This is a genomic window from Methylobacter sp. (assembly GCF_004322395.1).
GTDB lineage: Bacteria > Pseudomonadota > Gammaproteobacteria > Methylococcales > Methylomonadaceae > Methylobacter_A.
Genome location: NZ_SCTW01000045.1, coordinates 1 through 17,085, shown reverse-complemented (window position 1 = coordinate 17,085; position 17,085 = coordinate 1). Strand labels below are relative to the sequence as shown.

The 17,085-nt window shown below is 46.9% G+C and carries 16 protein-coding genes; 11 read left to right on the top strand and 5 right to left on the bottom strand.

All coding sequences use genetic code 11. The features are described from left to right. The first annotated feature begins 325 nt into the window (after nucleotides 1–325). The gene (locus EPO18_RS06495) at nucleotides 326–712 is read left to right on the top strand and encodes a hypothetical protein (protein WP_472850877.1); all 387 of its coding nucleotides are present in this window, start codon (nucleotides 326–328) and stop codon (nucleotides 710–712) included. A gap of 20 nt (nucleotides 713–732) precedes the next feature. Beyond that, nucleotides 733–1,161 (top strand): hypothetical protein, encoded by a 429-nt coding sequence (locus tag EPO18_RS06490; RefSeq protein ID WP_292432209.1) that lies wholly within the window; start codon nucleotides 733–735, stop codon nucleotides 1,159–1,161. 88 nt (nucleotides 1,162–1,249) lie between these two features. Here the strand turns inward: EPO18_RS06490 and EPO18_RS06485 are convergent, their stop codons facing one another. Further along, on the bottom strand, nucleotides 1,250–1,441 hold the full coding sequence (locus EPO18_RS06485) for a DUF2970 domain-containing protein (protein WP_292432206.1): 192 nt from the start codon (nucleotides 1,439–1,441) through the stop codon (nucleotides 1,250–1,252). Nucleotides 1,442–1,530: 89 nt separating this feature from the next. Between EPO18_RS06485 and metH the strand changes: the two genes are divergently transcribed. The 6 genes from metH (at nucleotide 1,531) to EPO18_RS06455 (ending at nucleotide 7,770) form a co-directional block, all read left to right on the top strand. Further along, nucleotides 1,531–5,208: a methionine synthase gene (gene metH / locus EPO18_RS06480; RefSeq protein WP_292432203.1), complete on the top strand. Its 3,678-nt coding sequence runs from the start codon at nucleotides 1,531–1,533 to the stop codon at nucleotides 5,206–5,208. 2 nt (nucleotides 5,209–5,210) lie between these two features. Then, nucleotides 5,211–5,450 carry a glutaredoxin family protein gene (locus tag EPO18_RS06475; RefSeq protein WP_292432200.1) on the top strand — a complete coding sequence of 80 codons (240 nt, stop codon included), beginning with the start codon at nucleotides 5,211–5,213 and terminating at the stop codon, nucleotides 5,448–5,450. Nucleotides 5,451–5,639: 189 nt separating this feature from the next. Then, nucleotides 5,640–6,611, top strand: a complete 972-nt coding sequence (locus tag EPO18_RS06470; protein WP_292432198.1) for a hypothetical protein — start codon at nucleotides 5,640–5,642, stop codon at nucleotides 6,609–6,611. A gap of 162 nt (nucleotides 6,612–6,773) precedes the next feature. Beyond that, the gene (locus tag EPO18_RS06465; RefSeq protein WP_292432196.1) at nucleotides 6,774–7,058 is read left to right on the top strand and encodes a BrnT family toxin; all 285 of its coding nucleotides are present in this window, start codon (nucleotides 6,774–6,776) and stop codon (nucleotides 7,056–7,058) included. Beyond that, nucleotides 7,055–7,255 (top strand): hypothetical protein, encoded by a 201-nt coding sequence (locus EPO18_RS06460; protein ID WP_292432192.1) that lies wholly within the window; start codon nucleotides 7,055–7,057, stop codon nucleotides 7,253–7,255. Before EPO18_RS06465 ends, EPO18_RS06460 begins: the two co-directional genes overlap by 4 nt. A gap of 140 nt (nucleotides 7,256–7,395) precedes the next feature. Beyond that, nucleotides 7,396–7,770, top strand: a complete 375-nt coding sequence (locus EPO18_RS06455; protein ID WP_292432189.1) for a DUF3574 domain-containing protein — start codon at nucleotides 7,396–7,398, stop codon at nucleotides 7,768–7,770. A 119-nt stretch (nucleotides 7,771–7,889) separates the two neighbouring features. On the opposite strand, the gene EPO18_RS06450 is transcribed toward EPO18_RS06455, so the two are convergent. Continuing rightward, nucleotides 7,890–8,861, bottom strand: a complete 972-nt coding sequence (locus tag EPO18_RS06450; RefSeq protein ID WP_292432186.1) for a peptidoglycan DD-metalloendopeptidase family protein — start codon at nucleotides 8,859–8,861, stop codon at nucleotides 7,890–7,892. A gap of 15 nt (nucleotides 8,862–8,876) precedes the next feature. Further along, the gene (locus tag EPO18_RS06445; RefSeq protein ID WP_292432183.1) at nucleotides 8,877–9,131 is read right to left on the bottom strand and encodes a hypothetical protein; all 255 of its coding nucleotides are present in this window, start codon (nucleotides 9,129–9,131) and stop codon (nucleotides 8,877–8,879) included. A gap of 289 nt (nucleotides 9,132–9,420) precedes the next feature. On the opposite strand from EPO18_RS06445, the gene lnt reads away from it, so the two are divergent. Continuing rightward, nucleotides 9,421–11,040, top strand: a complete 1,620-nt coding sequence (gene lnt, locus EPO18_RS06440) for an apolipoprotein N-acyltransferase (protein ID WP_292432180.1) — start codon at nucleotides 9,421–9,423, stop codon at nucleotides 11,038–11,040. Between the two features lie 101 nt (nucleotides 11,041–11,141). On the opposite strand, the gene smbP is transcribed toward lnt, so the two are convergent. Next, nucleotides 11,142–11,537 (bottom strand): small metal-binding protein SmbP, encoded by a 396-nt coding sequence (gene smbP / locus EPO18_RS06435; protein WP_292432178.1) that lies wholly within the window; start codon nucleotides 11,535–11,537, stop codon nucleotides 11,142–11,144. Nucleotides 11,538–11,873: 336 nt separating this feature from the next. Between smbP and EPO18_RS06430 the strand changes: the two genes are divergently transcribed. Continuing rightward, complete coding sequence (locus EPO18_RS06430; RefSeq protein ID WP_292432176.1) at nucleotides 11,874–13,190, top strand: hemolysin family protein; 1,317 nt, start codon at nucleotides 11,874–11,876, stop codon at nucleotides 13,188–13,190. A 141-nt stretch (nucleotides 13,191–13,331) separates the two neighbouring features. Here the strand turns inward: EPO18_RS06430 and EPO18_RS06425 are convergent, their stop codons facing one another. Beyond that, complete coding sequence (locus EPO18_RS06425; protein ID WP_292432173.1) at nucleotides 13,332–16,013, bottom strand: bifunctional acetate--CoA ligase family protein/GNAT family N-acetyltransferase; 2,682 nt, start codon at nucleotides 16,011–16,013, stop codon at nucleotides 13,332–13,334. 222 nt (nucleotides 16,014–16,235) lie between these two features. Between EPO18_RS06425 and EPO18_RS06420 the strand changes: the two genes are divergently transcribed. Continuing rightward, nucleotides 16,236–16,745 carry a hypothetical protein gene (locus tag EPO18_RS06420; RefSeq protein WP_292432168.1) on the top strand — a complete coding sequence of 170 codons (510 nt, stop codon included), beginning with the start codon at nucleotides 16,236–16,238 and terminating at the stop codon, nucleotides 16,743–16,745. Nucleotides 16,746–17,085 lie beyond the last annotated feature (340 nt).

The following is a 17,085-nucleotide window of genomic DNA, read 5'->3' as shown; positions in this document are numbered from 1 at the left end:
AAATATACCGCGCCTATAACTACAACAGCGCCGACCATACCTGCTGGTGTTCTTATGATTTCCGTTAGATCTAAAATAAATCCCATGTAAGTGTCCCCTACCTAATAATTTTGTATATTTGAAAATTGCTAATTACATAGCAAACGGAATGACCATAATACTTTAGGAAAAGTTAAAGTCAAGGCTTATTATGTAGGGTTTCATGTGATGTTTCCAGACGAGGATGTAAATATTGTTTCTTGTTAAAATTTATTGCTCGATAGCCGGTGTGGTATAGTTTAGAATCTTCTTTTTGAGTGCTGATACATTTTAAGATTAAGGAATTATGATGAATAGATGCGTTAAAATATTACCACTGGTCGCAATTTTCTTTACGTTATCGGCAAATGCTGACGTTCAACTAAAAGATAATTCTGAAATTTTAGGAAAATGGAATCTTCATGATGAAGCGGTTTCGTTAACTAGCCCCAAAAAAGCTGTGACTCAGGAATGGGAATTTAAGGAAGATGGGACCCTTATTTCATCGGCATCCGATGTCGCTGGGCGGATCAGTGCGTTAAAGATTGTGTTAAAGTACTCCGTCGAAAACGGGGAAATCAAAAAACAGTCCTCTCCTGGACGAGAAAAATATGAATCCTGCAAAGTGGTTGAAAAAGAGGGTTCAAACATGATATTAAAGTGTACATACTTTTTCTTTCTAACAAAAAAATAATTTAAAAAAAGGATATAGCTATGATAGGTGGCATTGTAATGATTTTGGTAGCTCTCTGGATTTACCAGTCGGCTATGAGAGCGAAAACGAGTAATGTAATGATGTGGGTTGCAATTGGTGCGGTTACCTTTTTTGTAGTGCAGCTGGCATTTATTGACGTCAATATTTATATTATGGAAGCAATAAAAGGCGGTGAGGGCGATAGCGGCTACGAGCGCGATTTGACCAGCATTGGCGATAGAAAAAATGAAGGCGGTTTTCAGGGTTTTGGAGGCGTCCTGCTTTCGGTGTATATGGAGTTAATGCCGCAAATCGTTGGCTTTTTGGCAGCAGCGCTGGTTCGGATAAAGTTTATTACCAAAGAACCACTGACAGTCGGCAATTTGTTTAGCGACATCAAAGAGATGTTTCAAAGCATAAAACAAAGTTTTAAAACGACTGAGAAGTAAGGTATTTAAGTTGGTTGTAAAAAAAAGCCCAAGCGATACTTGGGCTTTTTTTATGGTTGCGGATTACGTAAGCTCTGGTTTCTAAATGTTAATTGCCTAAAATAGAAGAAACCAGATATACCAGGCCGATCACGAAAAGCACAGTAAAAATCACTCCTCCAATAAGATACACTGAAAGATATCCCTCTTTTAAATCTCTTTGCCTGTTAGCGTCGCTTTGTATGCCAATAACGGCAGCTAGAACGCTTCTTATGACTTGAGTGATCGTTGGTTTTGACATGCTCATCTCCGGCAAAAATAGTTAAAAATAATAGTGCTTGATAACATTTTAAGCAATGATTATATCCACCAATAACCCTGGATCGTTCCATGAGCAAAACAGAACTATTAAAGCAGCAATTATCCCAGCGCATTTTATTTCTCGACGGTGCGATGGGTACGATGATCCAAAGTTACAAGCTGGAAGAAAAAGATTATCGCGGAGAACGTTTTGCCCAATGGGAAGTCGATCTTAAAGGCAATAACGACCTTTTATCATTGACTCAACCTGACATCATTAAAGCGATTCATAGCGCTTATTTTGAAGTAGGCTCCGACATTGTCGAAACCAACACTTTCAATGCGACCAGCATTGCGATGGCCGATTACAAAATGGAATCGCTGGCGTATGAGATCAATGTTGCCGGTGCGCGTGTGGCAAGGCAAGCCGCTGATGAATACACGCAAAAAACGCCGGGAAAACCGCGTTTCGTGGCGGGCGTACTAGGCCCTACCAACCGCACGGCGTCCATGTCGCCAGATGTTAACGATCCGGGTTTTCGCAATATCTTTTTCGATGACTTGGTCGTAGCTTACACAGAAGCCACCAAAGGCTTGATCGACGGCGGCGCGGATATTATCCTGATTGAAACCGTGTTCGATACCCTGAATGCCAAAGCCGCTATTTTTGCGGTTGAACAATATTTCGAACAGATCGGCTACAAGCTGCCGGTAATGATTTCCGGCACTATTACCGATGCCTCAGGTAGAACGCTGTCCGGGCAAACCGTTGCCGCTTTCTGGAATTCCCTAAAACATGTAAACCCCATCTCGTTCGGCTTTAACTGCGCGTTAGGCGCAACGGAATTGCGCCAACATATCGATGAGTTATCGGGCATTGCCGACACCTACATTTCCGCTCATCCCAATGCGGGCTTGCCTAACGAGTTCGGCGAATACGACGAAACGTCCGAAGCGATGGCCGCAGAGTTGGCCGACTGGGCAAAAAACGGCTACCTGAATATTATCGGCGGCTGTTGCGGAACCTCGCCTGCGAACATCAAAGCGATAGTCGAGGCCTTGCAGCACTATAGCCCCAGAAAAATTCCCGAAATAGCCAAACAATGCCGGTTATCAGGACTTGAACCGTTAAATATTGGCCCTGATTCGTTATTCGTCAATGTCGGCGAGCGCACCAACGTAACCGGCTCAGCGGTATTCAAACGCCTCGTTATTGAAGGCGATTTTGAAACGGCGCTGGATGTCGCCAAGCAGCAAGTCGAAAACGGCGCGCAAATTATCGACATCAACATGGATGAAGGCATGCTGGATTCTAAAGAAGCGATGGTGCGCTTTTTGATGCTGATTGCGTCCGAGCCGGACATTGCCAAAGTACCGGTCATGCTGGATTCGTCGAAATGGGAAATTTTGGAAGCCGGGCTTAAATGTATTCAAGGCAAAGGCGTCGTAAACTCCATCTCTTTGAAAGAAGGCGAAGCAGCGTTTATCGAACATGCCAAACTGGTGCGCCGCTATGGCGCGGCGGTTATCGTTATGGCTTTTGATGAGCAAGGGCAGGCCGACACCAAAGCCCGGAAAATCGAAATATGCCAACGCGCTTATAAAATCCTGACCGAACAAATCGGCTTTCCGCCTGAAGACATTATCTTCGACCCGAATATATTCGCTGTTGCCACCGGCATCGACGAACACAACAATTACGGCCTCGATTTTATCGAAGCCACCGAAGAGATCAAACGCACCTTACCGTACGCACTGATTTCCGGCGGCGTATCCAACGTCTCGTTTTCATTCCGTGGCAACAACCCTGTACGGGAAGCGATTCATGCGGTATTTTTATACCATGCGATCCAGGCGGGCATGGATATGGGCATCGTCAATGCCGGGCAATTGGCGATTTATGAAGATATTCCCAAAGACCTGCGTGAAGCGGTTGAAGAAGTCATATTAAATACACACGACGGTAGCGGCACTGATAAATTGCTGGAAATTGCCGAAAAATATCGCGGCGACGGCAGCAGCTCATCAAAAGAGCAGGACTTGGAATGGCGCAGTTGGGCGGTTAGCAAGCGTCTGGAACATGCGCTGGTAAAAGGCATTACCGATTACATCGACGAAGATACCGAGCAAGCAAGACTGGAAGCCGAACGGCCATTGCATGTTATCGAAGGTCCGCTAATGGATGGCATGAACGTGGTCGGCGATTTGTTCGGCGCGGGCAAAATGTTCCTGCCGCAAGTGGTCAAATCGGCTCGAGTCATGAAGAAAGCCGTGGCTTATTTAATGCCGTTTATGGAAGCCGACAAAGCCGCAGGCGACCGGCAAACCAACGGCAAAATCCTGATGGCGACCGTTAAAGGCGATGTGCATGACATCGGCAAAAACATCGTCGCGGTGGTTTTGCAATGCAATAACTATGACGTGATTGACCTGGGCGTGATGGTGCCTGCCGAAAAGATACTGCAAACCGCACGCCTCGAAAACGTCGACATTATCGGCTTAAGCGGCCTGATTACCCCGTCGCTGGATGAAATGGTGCATGTTGCCAAAGAAATGCAACGCCAAGGTTTTACCATGCCGTTGATGATAGGCGGCGCAACCACTTCGCGCGCGCATACCGCAGTAAAGATCGCCCCGAATTATGACGGTCCGATTGTTTACGTAACCGACGCATCGCGCGGCGTCGGTGTAGCCAGCAACTTGCTGAGCGCCGATTTGAAAGACGAGTTCGTAAAAAACATCAGCGAAGAATATGAAGAAGTTAGGGAACGGCATAAAGGCCGCGAAGCCAAAACCAAGCAACTTAATATAGAAGAAGCACGGCGCAATAAATTCAATTGGGGCAATTATCAGCCGGTTAAACCGTCGTTCCTTGGCATAAAAGTCATCGATCATTTCCCATTGGATACATTGGTCTGGTACATCGACTGGTCGCCGTTTTTCCAAACCTGGGAAATGGCCGGAAGCTATCCCAAGATACTCGATGATAAAGTCATCGGCGTCGAAGCCAGAAAGCTGTTTGACGATGCGCAGGACATGCTGAAAAAAATCATCACTGAAGAATGGCTGAGCGCCCGCGCCGTAGTCGGTTTCTTCCCGGCCAACAGCGACGGCGATGATGTCGTGCTATACACCGATGACGCTCGCACCGAGAAAAAAGAAACCCTGCATCATTTGCGTCAGCAAAACGTCAAAGCGCCGGGCAGGCCGAACTATTGCCTGTCCGATTTTATCGCCCCGATTGAAAGCGGCAAAGCCGATTATATCGGCGCTTTTGCGGTCACGACCGGCATCGGCATCGAGCAAAAGCTGCAAGAGTTTGAACGGGATCATGACGATTACAGCGCGATCATGCTTAAAGCGTTGGCCGACAGACTGGCCGAAGCGTTTGCGGAATATATGCATCAGGTGGTTAGGAAAGAATATTGGGGCTATGCCAAAGATGAGGCTCATAAAGCAGAGCAGTTAATCAACGAAGCCTATCAAGGCATACGTCCTGCGCCCGGCTACCCTGCATGTCCCGATCATACCGAGAAAGGCAAGCTGTTTGAATTGCTCAACGTGACCGAGCATACCAGCATAGAATTGACCGAAAGCTATGCGATGTACCCGGCTTCGGCGGTAAGCGGTTGGTATTTCTCCCATCCCGAGTCGCAGTATTTTAATGTCGGCAAGATAGACAGAGACCAGCTGCAAGATTACGCCAAACGTAAAGGCATTGCCGAAGAAATCGCCGAGCGCTGGCTGGCGGCGCATTTGCACCATTAGATATGCACTTAATACTGTTCGGTACCTCCGGCTGCCATCTTTGCGAACAGGCGGAGGTTATTGTTAATGCTTGCGTGCCGGATGGCGTTGAGACTGTGGATATTGCCGAGCAGGAACAGTGGCAGGAGCAATATGCTGTGCGTATTCCGGTTTTGTATGATCAGGAAACCAAGCAGGAGTTGGGGTGGCCGTTTGGTCAATCGGATGTTGAAAATTTTGTTGGTCGCGTAGCCCGTATGTAGCGTAGCGGAATACGGGATGATTGGAGCTACGAAGCCCTGGGTTCCACAAGCTCCATTCAGGCTGCCCGCTTAATAATAAAACAAATAATTAGATGAAATTATGGAAAATATGCGACAAATTAGATTTTATATACGACAATCAATGTCGTGTATATTACGTTAGTTGTAATAAGTTGCATTAGGTGCCTCGTGTACACAGTTCGCATTCCCTTCCAAGTACCACCTAGTACACGTATCGGCACTAATGAGGCTCAAGCACTGCTCGAAGATATTGAGTTCACGCTCAAATTCGACGGCAGATATCACGTCCTTCAGGCTGAGGGGTTCCTCACAGAACAAGCAGCAGTAGATTTCATGACGCGAGCGAGCTCCTCACTTGCCTGTTTACTCCTCGAAAAGGGCATTGCAGCGGAAGGGGCACTTCAACAGCAGGCGCTCAAGTACTACCCAGATCCTATGGAAGCCGCCGCCAATCTTTCCAAGAGTCTTGGTGCAAAAATTGAAGGCCCTGTTGACGGAATCATTGATGGATCAAAGGCCGCAATTTATCTGAGCGCAAAGAACCTGCGAGTAGCAACATTTGGGCAGGCAAACATCTACACAACGACACCATCGGATCAGGTGCTTCAAGTGATTCTGCGAGGGGCTGCGCTTCGAGGCAGCCGAAAACTGCTTGATGATCCAAAGCTGTTGACTGCACTGAAGTTGTACGCGGCATATTTCACTGAGCAGTCCGCGACTGCGCGATTTCTGACACTGATTATGTCGCTCGAAGCGCTTGCAACTTCCACCTTGAAGTCAAGAGTTGCCGTTGAACTACTTGAACGCTGGACAATTGAGACGCAGGCGCTGCTGGTAAGCCTACCAAAGGATTCAGAAGACGCTGCTGCACTTGATGCGCTTCAGCGTGAACTGCTCTTTCGGAAGGACGATTCGATTCGCTCACAGATTCGTAAGCTCGTGCAACGAGAACTTGTAAATTACCCAGATGCATTTGATCAAGCCAAAGAGGCAGTCCGTCTATACGACCTTCGAAGCACTTTGGTGCATCAGGGTTTCCTAGAAATTCGTCAGCTAGACTTAGCTACATCGGGAGCGAAGTCACTTGTACAGCGGGTGCTTTTGACTCGATTTCAACGTGTAACTGAAGCAGTCCGGTAGGGGAGAGCATCGCGCTCCGTTTATGAATACAAGAAGACTGTATTGCACTAAAATATTTCAGCAGGAAATTTATTTCAAAACCAAGATTTCCAATGTAGTTGAAACTCGAAAATGGCGCAAAAATATTATTGAAACAAAACAATCCATCTTAAAAAAACACAAATGAAATTCACATGGGATGAAAATAAAAACCAGTTGAATATTCGTAAGCACGGCATTGATTTTAGCAGTGCCGCCTATGTGTTTTCCGACCCTTTTGCCTTAAGCATACCTGATGATGAACATTCGGAAACGGAAGAGCGTTGGCTTTTATTGGGCAAAAGTTTGAATGAACAAATGCTGTTAGTTGTTCATACCTTTCGATATGATGACGTCGTCAGAATTATTTCCGCCAGAAAAGCAACCGCAACCGAGACCGCTACTTATATGAAGAGGCTTACAAAATGAAAGAAGAATATGATTTTTCTAATGCCGAACAAGGCAAATTTTATGTGCCTGTTGAAGACGTTCAATTACCAATATATTTAGATAAGGATGTTATTCAGTACCTTAATGAAAAAAATTTAACGACACAGGAAAGCTTGCAATCATTAGTCAATGACTTATTGCGTAAAGACATTGAAATCGCCAAAAGAGTGGCCTGAGCGGGATGGAGTTTGTAATCCCGTTTCTAACATTTTCGCGAAACCAACGTACTTAACCAATACAAAACGCTTCGGCCGGAGCAACATGCCCGGGCTGGCAGTTAGAATAGGCAACCAAAATACAATAAGAAAAATACTCCATGAAAAGCTACTTATTGCTATTTACTGTCTTAGCCTGTTTAGGATGCGCGCCCGCCAACCAACTGAACCGTCTGTATTTCGGTATGAATAAACCCACAGGCGGGGCTGTCAGTGAACAGGAGTTTAATCAATTTTTGCATCAAGAAATCAGCTCGCGTTTCCCTGAAGGCTTAACGCTGTTTGAAGCAAAAGGGCAATGGCAAAATGCAAAAGGTACGATTGAACAGGAAAAAAGCCGAGTGGTAGAAATCGTTTGTGATGATACGCCGGAAAATCGCGATAAAGTCGCTGTCATCGCTGCAAAATATAAAGCATTGTTTGCACAAGAGGCAGTGATGGTAATTAAAAGTCAATCTGAAATTATTTTTCACTAACAGTCAATCTGTTAGCGTGTTTATAAGCTAAGTAGTCCGTATAGAGCGGCACTGAATGTTAGGATGAACGCTGTAAATCGGGCAACGAAAAGCTGTTACCCGTCCATAAGTTGCAAGTATCATTCAACAGCACTACCCACCTGAGAGGGCGCAACTCCTTTAAGCCATGCATTAGCCGTTGGCTCCTCGGCTTGCCCCGCCTGATTAATAAAAGTAAACGGCACAGAAACCAACCTCATGCCTCTATTTATCTGAACCGCAAAATGCAAATGCGGGCCGGAGGTAAAACCGGTATTGCCCGAATAACCGATCAATTGCCCAGCCGTCACCGCCAGGCCCGGATAAACCTGGGCTTTCTCCAATTCCAAGTGGGCGTAAATCGCCATAGAGCCGTCATCGTGCAAAATCCTGATGTTGTTGGCTTCGGAGCTGTACGCCTTATTGGTACCGCCTTTATAAAAATCATCCTCGGCTTCCAGGACAATGCCCGATCTGGCCGCGTGAACCGGTGTGCCAATCGGCATGACTATATCTACGGCATATTTGTTTTGTTCGTCGGTATGGCTGAAACTGCCGCCGAAAGCCTGGGAAATTTGAAACGATGCATTGGGAGCCATCGGCGGCAAATAGCTGCTCGTCGAACTGTAATGCGTTAAGGGTCTGCCGATGATATAGCGGTATTTAAGTCCAAGCCGCCATGATTTATGTTCATCAATGCCATCTATTTTAAACAGCGTGTCCGATGCCCCAGGCTCAATAACAAACAGTCTGGGCAAGTCGGGCGTGGCCTGAACATTGTCTTGTTCGGTAAAATCGATTTCGACCTCCACGGGGCCGGCATAATCATTACGAATATAATATTGAGGATGACGCTCTTCGCCCGACTGCAATAGCCAGACCATTTGCTTGGGTGCAACTTTAAGTTGTCTGACTTCAACTTTTAGCTCGGTTTGCTTTTGTTCGGAAGCCGTCGGCTTATCGGTATAATGCCATATGCCTTGCTCATCCTGAAATTTATAGAGCTTTTTGCCTGCTGCATTAAACGAACACAGTAGTAACAGGATAAAAATTGATAATGAAATCCGTATCATTGGACACCTTTTAAACTATTCATCTTCATCCATTAATATGCGGCTGCTTGGAAGCTTTGGTTTTTGAGCGGCGTGATCAGGTTGATGGTTCATGTCAGGTTGCTGGTAGGACGAGTCAAGAAAAAGATATTCAGAAATCAAAATCGGAATAAACAGTGCAATCATTACCGCGATTGCAACAAAAGCAGGGTTGATAATACCTGACAACCAATAAGCTACCGCGCTTCCCCATACCATACGCATAGGCCGAGGCATTTTAATAACTTTCAAAGTATATTCCTTATGGTCAATAGTCTTGTTGAAGCGTATTGTTCGTGAGTTTGATGCGCTTCATTGCGTTTGAAAACTACCCTGAATAATTCGCCAGGATGTGGTAAAGCAGATGTTTCATAAGGCCATGATCAGCTCTATAGAAGAGCGCCAACAGTAGACGCAGGGGCACAGCTGCCGGTACGTCGTTTCTGTCTTGATAATGGGCTTCACTTGGTTTTTTGGTATTATGACAGTTAATTCTAATGAGTGTCCATTTACAAAAACGATCATAATCCGGTTAAAAAACATGCATTATTCATACAGTAAATCGTGGGATTTTTGCGTTCTGCCTGCCGGTATTTTACTTACCTTATCCTTTGCTCCCTTTGATTATTCGAGTTTTGCGCTGATAGCGCTGGCGATTTTGTTTGCCTCTTGGCGAAACGTATCGGCTAAACGCGCGGCTTTGCGCGGCTATTTATTCGGCTTGGGAGCATTCGGCTCGGGTGTATCCTGGGTCTACATCAGTATGCACGATTTCGGCGGGGCAAATGTGTTTGGTTCGAGCCTGCTGACCGGTTTATTTGCCGGTTTTTGGGCATTGTTTCCTGCATTGTCCGGCTACCTTTCGGTAAAAACGATCCCGATAAATAAAGGGTTTGCTCGAGTCGTAGGAGTCCCCGCCGTTTGGATACTTATTGAATATTTACGAGGCTATTGGGTGCTTAACGGATTTCCTTGGTTGCATGTGGCATACTCCCAATTGGAGATGCCTTTGGCCGGATACATAGCGGTAGCCGGCGTTTACGGTACCGGTTTTATTTTGGCCTTAACCGCTTCAATTGTCGTAGAAATTGTATGGGCGACTGCATCGGCGGATATTTTGCTCACCGTTAATCACTCCTATGCAAAATCTGCATTTCCCTCATCCCTGCGGATTATGCAGGCGGTAGAGCATTGTAGGGGCGGATTCCTTAGCCCCGCACAAATAAAGCCGCCTCTACATTTAATAATGATGCTTGCCGTTTTGTGGGGAACGGGCGGCTTATTGCGGAATATAACATGGACGCATCAAATAGGTCCGCCGATTCGCGTTTCGATGATTCAAGGCAATATTGCGCAGGACCAAAAATGGCGGCCGGAAAATAAAATCAGTACCCTGTTAAAATATAAAAAGATGACCGAAGAACATTGGGATTCCCAAGCCATTATCTGGCCGGAAACCGCGATTCCGGCCTTTCTGGATCAGGTTCAAGAAACTTTTTTAGCGCCCTTACGCAACAATGCCAAGCTGCATAATACCGATTTAATAATCAGCGTTCCGGTGCACGACAGACCCATCGATCAAAAATACAATGCCGTAATAACCATAGGCAAAGACGAAGACATCTATCGTAAAACTCATTTATTGCCTTTTGGCGAATATTTACCGCTGCAACCTTTGTCGGGTTTTGTACTGAACATGATAAACATAAAGCTTGGGAACTTTACCGCCGGAACAGCAAGCCAGCCCTTGTTGAAAGCGGGCGGCTACCCGTTTATAACATTGATCTGTTACGAGGACGTATTCGGCGATTTGGGTATTCGAGGACTGCCGGACGCAGCTTATCTCGTTAACGTGACCAATGACGGCTGGTTCGGAAATTCGATAGAACCCCATCAGCACATGCAAATGGCAAGAATGCGAGCAATCGAAACCGGGCGCTTTTTGTTGCGGGCGACAAATACCGGTATGACGGGAATTGTTTCGCCAAAGGGTGAAATTGTCAGTCAAGCGCCGTTGTTTCAGGAAACAGCGCTGACCGGAACGATAACGCCGATGGGCGGCATGACGCCTTATGCGAGATGGGGCGACAAGCCGGTTATTGGGGTAATGGTTATTTTATTGTTGGGCTTTATGGGGTACAGCTGGTTTTTTCGGAATTGATTAATTCACCACAAAGAGCACGAATAAAATAGAACATGGGAAAGGCTAAGTTTACTTTGCTGTCCCAGTTATTCAGCTTTGTAAGGCGAGGAAGCCGTTTTTCACTTTTGGTCGTCACGCTGAATGTTTTTTACTTTAGTGTGTGCATCCTCGATATTTTTGTTGCTGTTTTTAATGTGTCTTAGAGCGGCTTGAGCATGTTTAGTAGCCGTGCCTACATGCCCCGACTCACTCAGATCAATAGCTTCTTGCAGTTCCATGACCGCAGACTCTAAATGGTTTATTGACACACCCTTTGCTTTTAAGGAGGCTGCTAGCGTGTGATCCAATGCCGCCTTTGCATGTTCGAGCAAAATCGCTGTATGACCATTCTTACCATAAATTACCGCCGCACTAGTGTGCTCCAGCGCCGCAGCAGCATGATGATCATCAGCAAAAGCAGAAGCAGAAGCACTTAAGAGCAATAAACCTGCGCATATTAATATTAATTTCTTCATAATTCACTCGTCATATTTATATTTAGTTATGGATATTCAGTTTCAGAAAACTCTTTGCCTTCTCCTTGAAAAAAGAAGCGAAAGCTCATCAGCGTATATATTCTTAATATTAGATTATTTACTTTGCAATATCCATAAGTTCAGTGGAAACTAATTCATTAAAAAAAACAGCCTCATACATGACAAAGCCGGCTGGTTATCAACCAAGCTTTTTCATGAAATGCCGAAGTTACTGGGTCAGCAATGACACATTGTTGCAGTTAATGTTGAATTAAATGGAATGATTGCCGAATGATCGGCGATACTAATGCTCCTCTCCATTAAAGTTTAAGTGTCATGAATAATTTTTTCTTGGTCGTTGGCGCGTTATTGCTGGTTGCGCTCAATGGCTTTTTTGTGGCCGCAGAATTCGGTCTCGTTAAACTGCGACAAACGCGCATCCGCTCGATTGTTAAAACACAAGGTTGGCGTGGACGCATTTTGGGCAAGGTACACGCAAAACTTGACGCTTATTTATCGGCCTGTCAGCTGGGTATTACTCTTGCTTCGCTCGGCTTGGGCTGGATTGGCGAACCTGCTTTTGCCAATCTACTGGAACCCGTGTTTGGCAGGATCGGTGTTATGTCGCCGGAGCTGATACACGGCATCTCATTTGCTTTCGCATTTTCCGCAATTTCATTTTTGCATATCGTCGTCGGTGAACTTGCGCCGAAATCTATGGCGATCCGTAATCCTGAAAAGATTGGCTTATGGAGTGCTGTGCCGCTTTTCGGATTTTATTGGCTGATGTATCCAGCCATCTGGTTGCTGAATTCCAGCGCCAATTTGGTACTGCGCCTGTTCCGCTTGAGTAATGTTCATAGCCATGACGGACACTACTCGGCCGACGAGCTGAAACTTATTTTGCGCAGCAATCGCCCAGACGCTCGCTTTACCCGCGATGAGTGGAACATTATGGCCAAAACACTCGATTTCAGCGAGCTCGAAGTGTCCGACCTGATGCGCCCGATCCATGAGATTACTGCATTGCATCGCGACGCATCCTTACAAAAAAACCTGCAAATAGTGTCTCAAAAACGCTTCAGCCGTTATCCTTATTTCGACACTAATGACATTGATGTGTTAGGGGTGATTCATTTGAAAGATTTGTTTTTCGCCCAGCAGGAAGACCAAACGATTGATGATTTAAGTAATTATCTGCGGCCTATCTTATATATATCGCCGCATACACCCGCCCTGGAGCTATTCCGTCAATTTCGTACGGGCACATCACATTTCGCAGTTATTGGACAAAAAGGACAAAAACCGCAAGGCTTCATTACACTGGATAATTTGTTAAGCGCAATGGTCGGCGAGATACGCGACGAGTTTCGTCCAAATAACAATGATTGGACAAGGCTTGACGACGACACATTGATTGGCAAGGGCAGTCTGCCGATATTTTCGCTGGAACGGATTCTGGGAATCGATATCGAAAATGAAGAACTTGAATTGGAAGATGAGATTTCAATTGGCGGCCTGATTATGGCCAAACTACGTGATATTCCAGTAGAAGGTCAAAAAATTGAATTTAATCAATTCGATGTTGTGGTCAGAAAAATGTATGGATCGCGGATCGTCTTTGTCCAGATTTACCCCCAACCAAATAACTGATCGGGAAAATCAATAGTCGGGCAACGAAAAAATGTCGCCCGGCTACAACTCTGTCAAGCCGAGTTTAGAGTTAAAAAATCCGTTTAAATCCGCTCAATCAGTGTCATTGGTGTTCTATTGTTTTCTTCCTGGTGAAATGATTTACTGCCTCAAATCCTTAACAACCCGCACCACTTCCTGATCGCCGGCGATGTTCTCTATGCTGAAACCCAGCTTGGTCACTAGCGACAGCATCGGTTTGTTGATAGCCAACACCTCGCCTTCAAAGAACGACATGCCTTTGGCTTTGGCGGTTTGCAACAAGGTTTTCATCAACCGGGTGCCTATGCCCATGCACTGGCAGTCGTCGGCAACGACCAGCGCGAACTCCACCGAATGACCGTCCGGGTTGACCATGTAGCGGCCCACACCCAACTCATTCGACATGCTTTTATCGTTGGTTACCGCAACAAAAGCCATTTCGCGGTCGTAATCGATCTGGGTGAAGCGCACGACCATCTCCGGCGTCAATTCATGCATAGCTTGCATAAAGCGGAAATATTTAGTGCGTTCCGATAAGCGGTGCACAAAATCTTTTTCCATGACCGCATCTTCAGGGCGAATAGGCCTGATTGTAATATTCACGCCGTTCGATAATTGATGATGCTGAATTAATTGATGGGGATAAGGATGGATCGCCATGTGCGAATACGGGCCGAGCTGATGTGACGTTTCCGCTTTAATACGGGCGTCAACCGCCATCACGCCACGTTCATCGACGATCAGCGGATTAATATCCAGTTCCAAAATCTCCGGCAGCTCGCTGACCATGGTCGATATATTCAGCAACACATCCACCAGAGCTTGTTTATTGGCGACCGGTAATTGGCGGAATGCTTCCAGGTATTTGGCCGCCTTGGTTTTGGCGATCATTTGTTCAACCATATACGCATTCAGCGGCGGCAGCGCGACGGCGTTATCCTGCAAAATTTCCACCATCGTGCCGCCTAAGCCGACGCTGATCGCAGGGCCGAATACAGGGTCCCTGACCACGCCTATCATCAGTTCGCGGCCGCTGGGCGATTTAAACATCGGTTCAACCGTCATGCCGACTTCGGTAATCTCGGGATATTTTTGCTTAATGGCCGATTCCATTTCCATGAAGTTGTGTGAGACTTCCTGGACGCTGTTGATGTTAAGCCGCACGCCGCCAATATCGGATTTATGGCTGAACTCGGCCATATTGATTTTTAATACGACCGGAAAACGTATTGTCTCTGCGGCAATCATCGCATCCTTGGCGCTGGAAACTTTGATCGTCTGGTTGACCGGAATATGGAATGCGGCCAGGATGGCTTTGGCTTCCTGTGCGGTTAAAACCTGCCGACCTTCCGACAGCACCCGTTCGATAATCAACCGTGCGCCGGTAACATCGGGCGCCGCCAATTCATCGGTAGGCGACGGGATTTGTTTCAGCAGGATTTGATTCTGGGTATAGCTGGCCAGGAATGAAAACGCATCGACAGCCACTTCCGGCGTACTAAAATGAGCCACTTTACTGTTGGCAAAAAGATTGCGGCCTTCCTGAACCCTTGCGCCGCCGGTCCATGAAGCCAATACCGGTTTTTTGCTGGATTTTGCGCCTTCAATCACACATTCGGCGACCTGCGTCGGATTGGTCATCGCCTGAGGCGTCAAAATGACCAGTATGCCGTCGATATTTTTGTCTTTAAGGCAGATTTCCAGCGCTTTCTGGTAACGCTCGGACGTCGCATCGCCCAGAATATCGACAGGATTCGCATGCGACCAGTGCACCGGCAAAACCTCGTCCAGCGCGGCAATGCTGGCAGGGCTCAGTTCAGCCATTTGCACGCCGACATCTTCGGCGCGGTCGGTACTCATCACGCCGGGACCGCCGGCATTGGTGATAATTGCCAGACGGTCTTTTTTGACTACGTAATTGTTGGCCAAAACGCGGGCGGCGGAAAACAGCTCATTGATGCTATAGACTCGAACTACACCGGCTCTTGCAATCGCCGCATCGAATACATTATCGCCGCCGACCATCGCACCGGTGTGCGACATTGCCGCCTTGCAACCGGCTTCATGACGGCCGGACTTAATCAAAATCACCGGCTTTAGGCGCGCAGCCGCTTTAAGGCCGCTCAAAAAACGGCGGGCGTCGCGTATGCCTTCGACATACATCAAAATACCGGTGGTTTTGCTGTCGGTCGCCAGATAATCCAGCACCTCGCCAAAATCGATATCCGCCGCGCCGCCCATCGATACCACCGTTGAGAAACCGATGTCCTGGGATTTGGCCCAATCCAAAATCGCCGTACACACCGCGCCCGATTGAGACAGCAGCGCCAGACTGCCGTCCTTGATCGTGCCGTCGCCGAAAGTGGCATTAAGCTGTCCGTTGGGGCGAGCTACGCCCAAACAGTTCGGGCCGATGATACGAATACTGTAGCGATGGGCGATGTCCAGAACTTCCTGTTGCAACCGCTTGCCTTCCGCCCCCAACTCGCCAAAGCCAGCGCTGATAATGATGACCGAAGTAACGCCTTTTTCGCCGCACTGGCGCACAACGCCCGGAACACTAGGTGCAGGCGTGGCGATCACCACCAGGTCGAGATCCTCGGGAACGGCATTGAGATCGGGATAGGCTTTTAAGCCTAATAAGGTTTCGCGTTTGTTATTAACCGGATAAAGTCCGCGCTTAAAGCCGGCCTCCTGCATGTTAAGCAGCAGTCGGTAGCCTACACTAGCCTCGCGCTCGGATGCACCAACGATAGCAACGGATTTTGGGGTGAAAAAACGGTTCAGATAATGAGGGCCCATTGATGCTCCAGAAATAACGGAAATAAAGTGCGGTTTATGGTTCAAAATTCTAGCATTATTAGGCTGTTGCGCTGATTAAATTTTAATGGCGGAGTCATAAGCAGCGCCATAAATTGATACACTAGTGCTTTTGAATTGGCGGAAAGTATTTTGAGACATTTGATAACCCGGCTAAGTAGGACGTGCCGCGCGCGCCTTCCGATCATCGCACTGTTCAGTTTAATGATTCATCAACCGGCATTTGCTCATGGCGGAGTGGATCACAACAATAGTTGTTTTCTGACTGTGGGAGATACCAAATTACGAATAAGCGGTTACCAGTTCCAGCCGGAGTTGGAAGGAAAACATTTCTGCCATTTTTTCCCTGAGCTTGGGCAAATAGTACTGGCAGTGGAACCGTTGGCAGAAGGACAGGAAAAGACCTTGGTCACGCTGGAGTTGGCGGCATTGTCGTCGTGGCTAAATCCCGCCCAAGCATTTACCGTGATTAAACAACAGCCGGAACAGCTGATCGATACAGGCTTGGCTTCAATTTCGCAAACCATCCGGGAGCGCGGTGTCTACAGACTTAATGTCACGTTGCAGGATGCTTCAGGTAATCGGCAGCAGCAACATCTTATGTTTCTGGTGGGTATTCCGGTGACTAAAATCATGGTGATGATTGCCGGCGGATTATTGGTTTGGGTGATTGGTTTTTTAGTGGTGAGCAGCTTAAAGAAAAAGGATGCCTAAAGATTATCGGCAATTTGACTCACAACGCCGGTATTGTCCACGAAAACCACAAAAAGCATTTTGATCACTGATGTTACGCCCTGTCCACGAAAACCAAAAGTAGGCGCCTCTAGGCGACACGAAAGGCACGAAAAATATCAGCCTTGGATTCGCCGTTGACGGCGTCATATCCGGCATTTTTCACATCCCTTTCGAGGTTCTTGAGACAATTTTTTTTCCAGACTATATTCGGCCATTCAGTTAAGGAAAAAGCATTAGTCGGGAAACAAGCCGATCGGCAGACCTTCCAGGTTTTCAAAACCTGGAAGGTCTAAGCGGCAACATTCTGAACAGGCGGAAC

Bases quoted from the DNA above. Each gene is read 5' to 3' on its own strand.
- EPO18_RS06495 (WP_472850877.1), top strand. From the start codon at position 326: ATGATGAATAGATGCGTTAAAATATTACCACTGGTCGCAATTTTCTTT.
- EPO18_RS06490 (WP_292432209.1), top strand. From the start codon at position 733: ATGATAGGTGGCATTGTAATGATTTTGGTAGCTCTCTGGATTTACCAG.
- EPO18_RS06485 (WP_292432206.1), bottom strand. From the start codon at position 1,441: ATGTCAAAACCAACGATCACTCAAGTCATAAGAAGCGTTCTAGCTGCC.
- metH (WP_292432203.1), top strand. From the start codon at position 1,531: ATGAGCAAAACAGAACTATTAAAGCAGCAATTATCCCAGCGCATTTTA.
- EPO18_RS06475 (WP_292432200.1), top strand. From the start codon at position 5,211: ATGCACTTAATACTGTTCGGTACCTCCGGCTGCCATCTTTGCGAACAG.
- EPO18_RS06465 (WP_292432196.1), top strand. From the start codon at position 6,774: ATGAAATTCACATGGGATGAAAATAAAAACCAGTTGAATATTCGTAAG.
- EPO18_RS06460 (WP_292432192.1), top strand. From the start codon at position 7,055: ATGAAAGAAGAATATGATTTTTCTAATGCCGAACAAGGCAAATTTTAT.
- EPO18_RS06455 (WP_292432189.1), top strand. From the start codon at position 7,396: ATGAAAAGCTACTTATTGCTATTTACTGTCTTAGCCTGTTTAGGATGC.
- EPO18_RS06450 (WP_292432186.1), bottom strand. From the start codon at position 8,861: ATGATACGGATTTCATTATCAATTTTTATCCTGTTACTACTGTGTTCG.
- lnt (WP_292432180.1), top strand. From the start codon at position 9,421: ATGCATTATTCATACAGTAAATCGTGGGATTTTTGCGTTCTGCCTGCC.
- smbP (WP_292432178.1), bottom strand. From the start codon at position 11,537: ATGAAGAAATTAATATTAATATGCGCAGGTTTATTGCTCTTAAGTGCT.
- EPO18_RS06430 (WP_292432176.1), top strand. From the start codon at position 11,874: ATGAATAATTTTTTCTTGGTCGTTGGCGCGTTATTGCTGGTTGCGCTC.
- EPO18_RS06425 (WP_292432173.1), bottom strand. From the start codon at position 16,013: ATGGGCCCTCATTATCTGAACCGTTTTTTCACCCCAAAATCCGTTGCT.
- EPO18_RS06420 (WP_292432168.1), top strand. From the start codon at position 16,236: ATGATTCATCAACCGGCATTTGCTCATGGCGGAGTGGATCACAACAAT.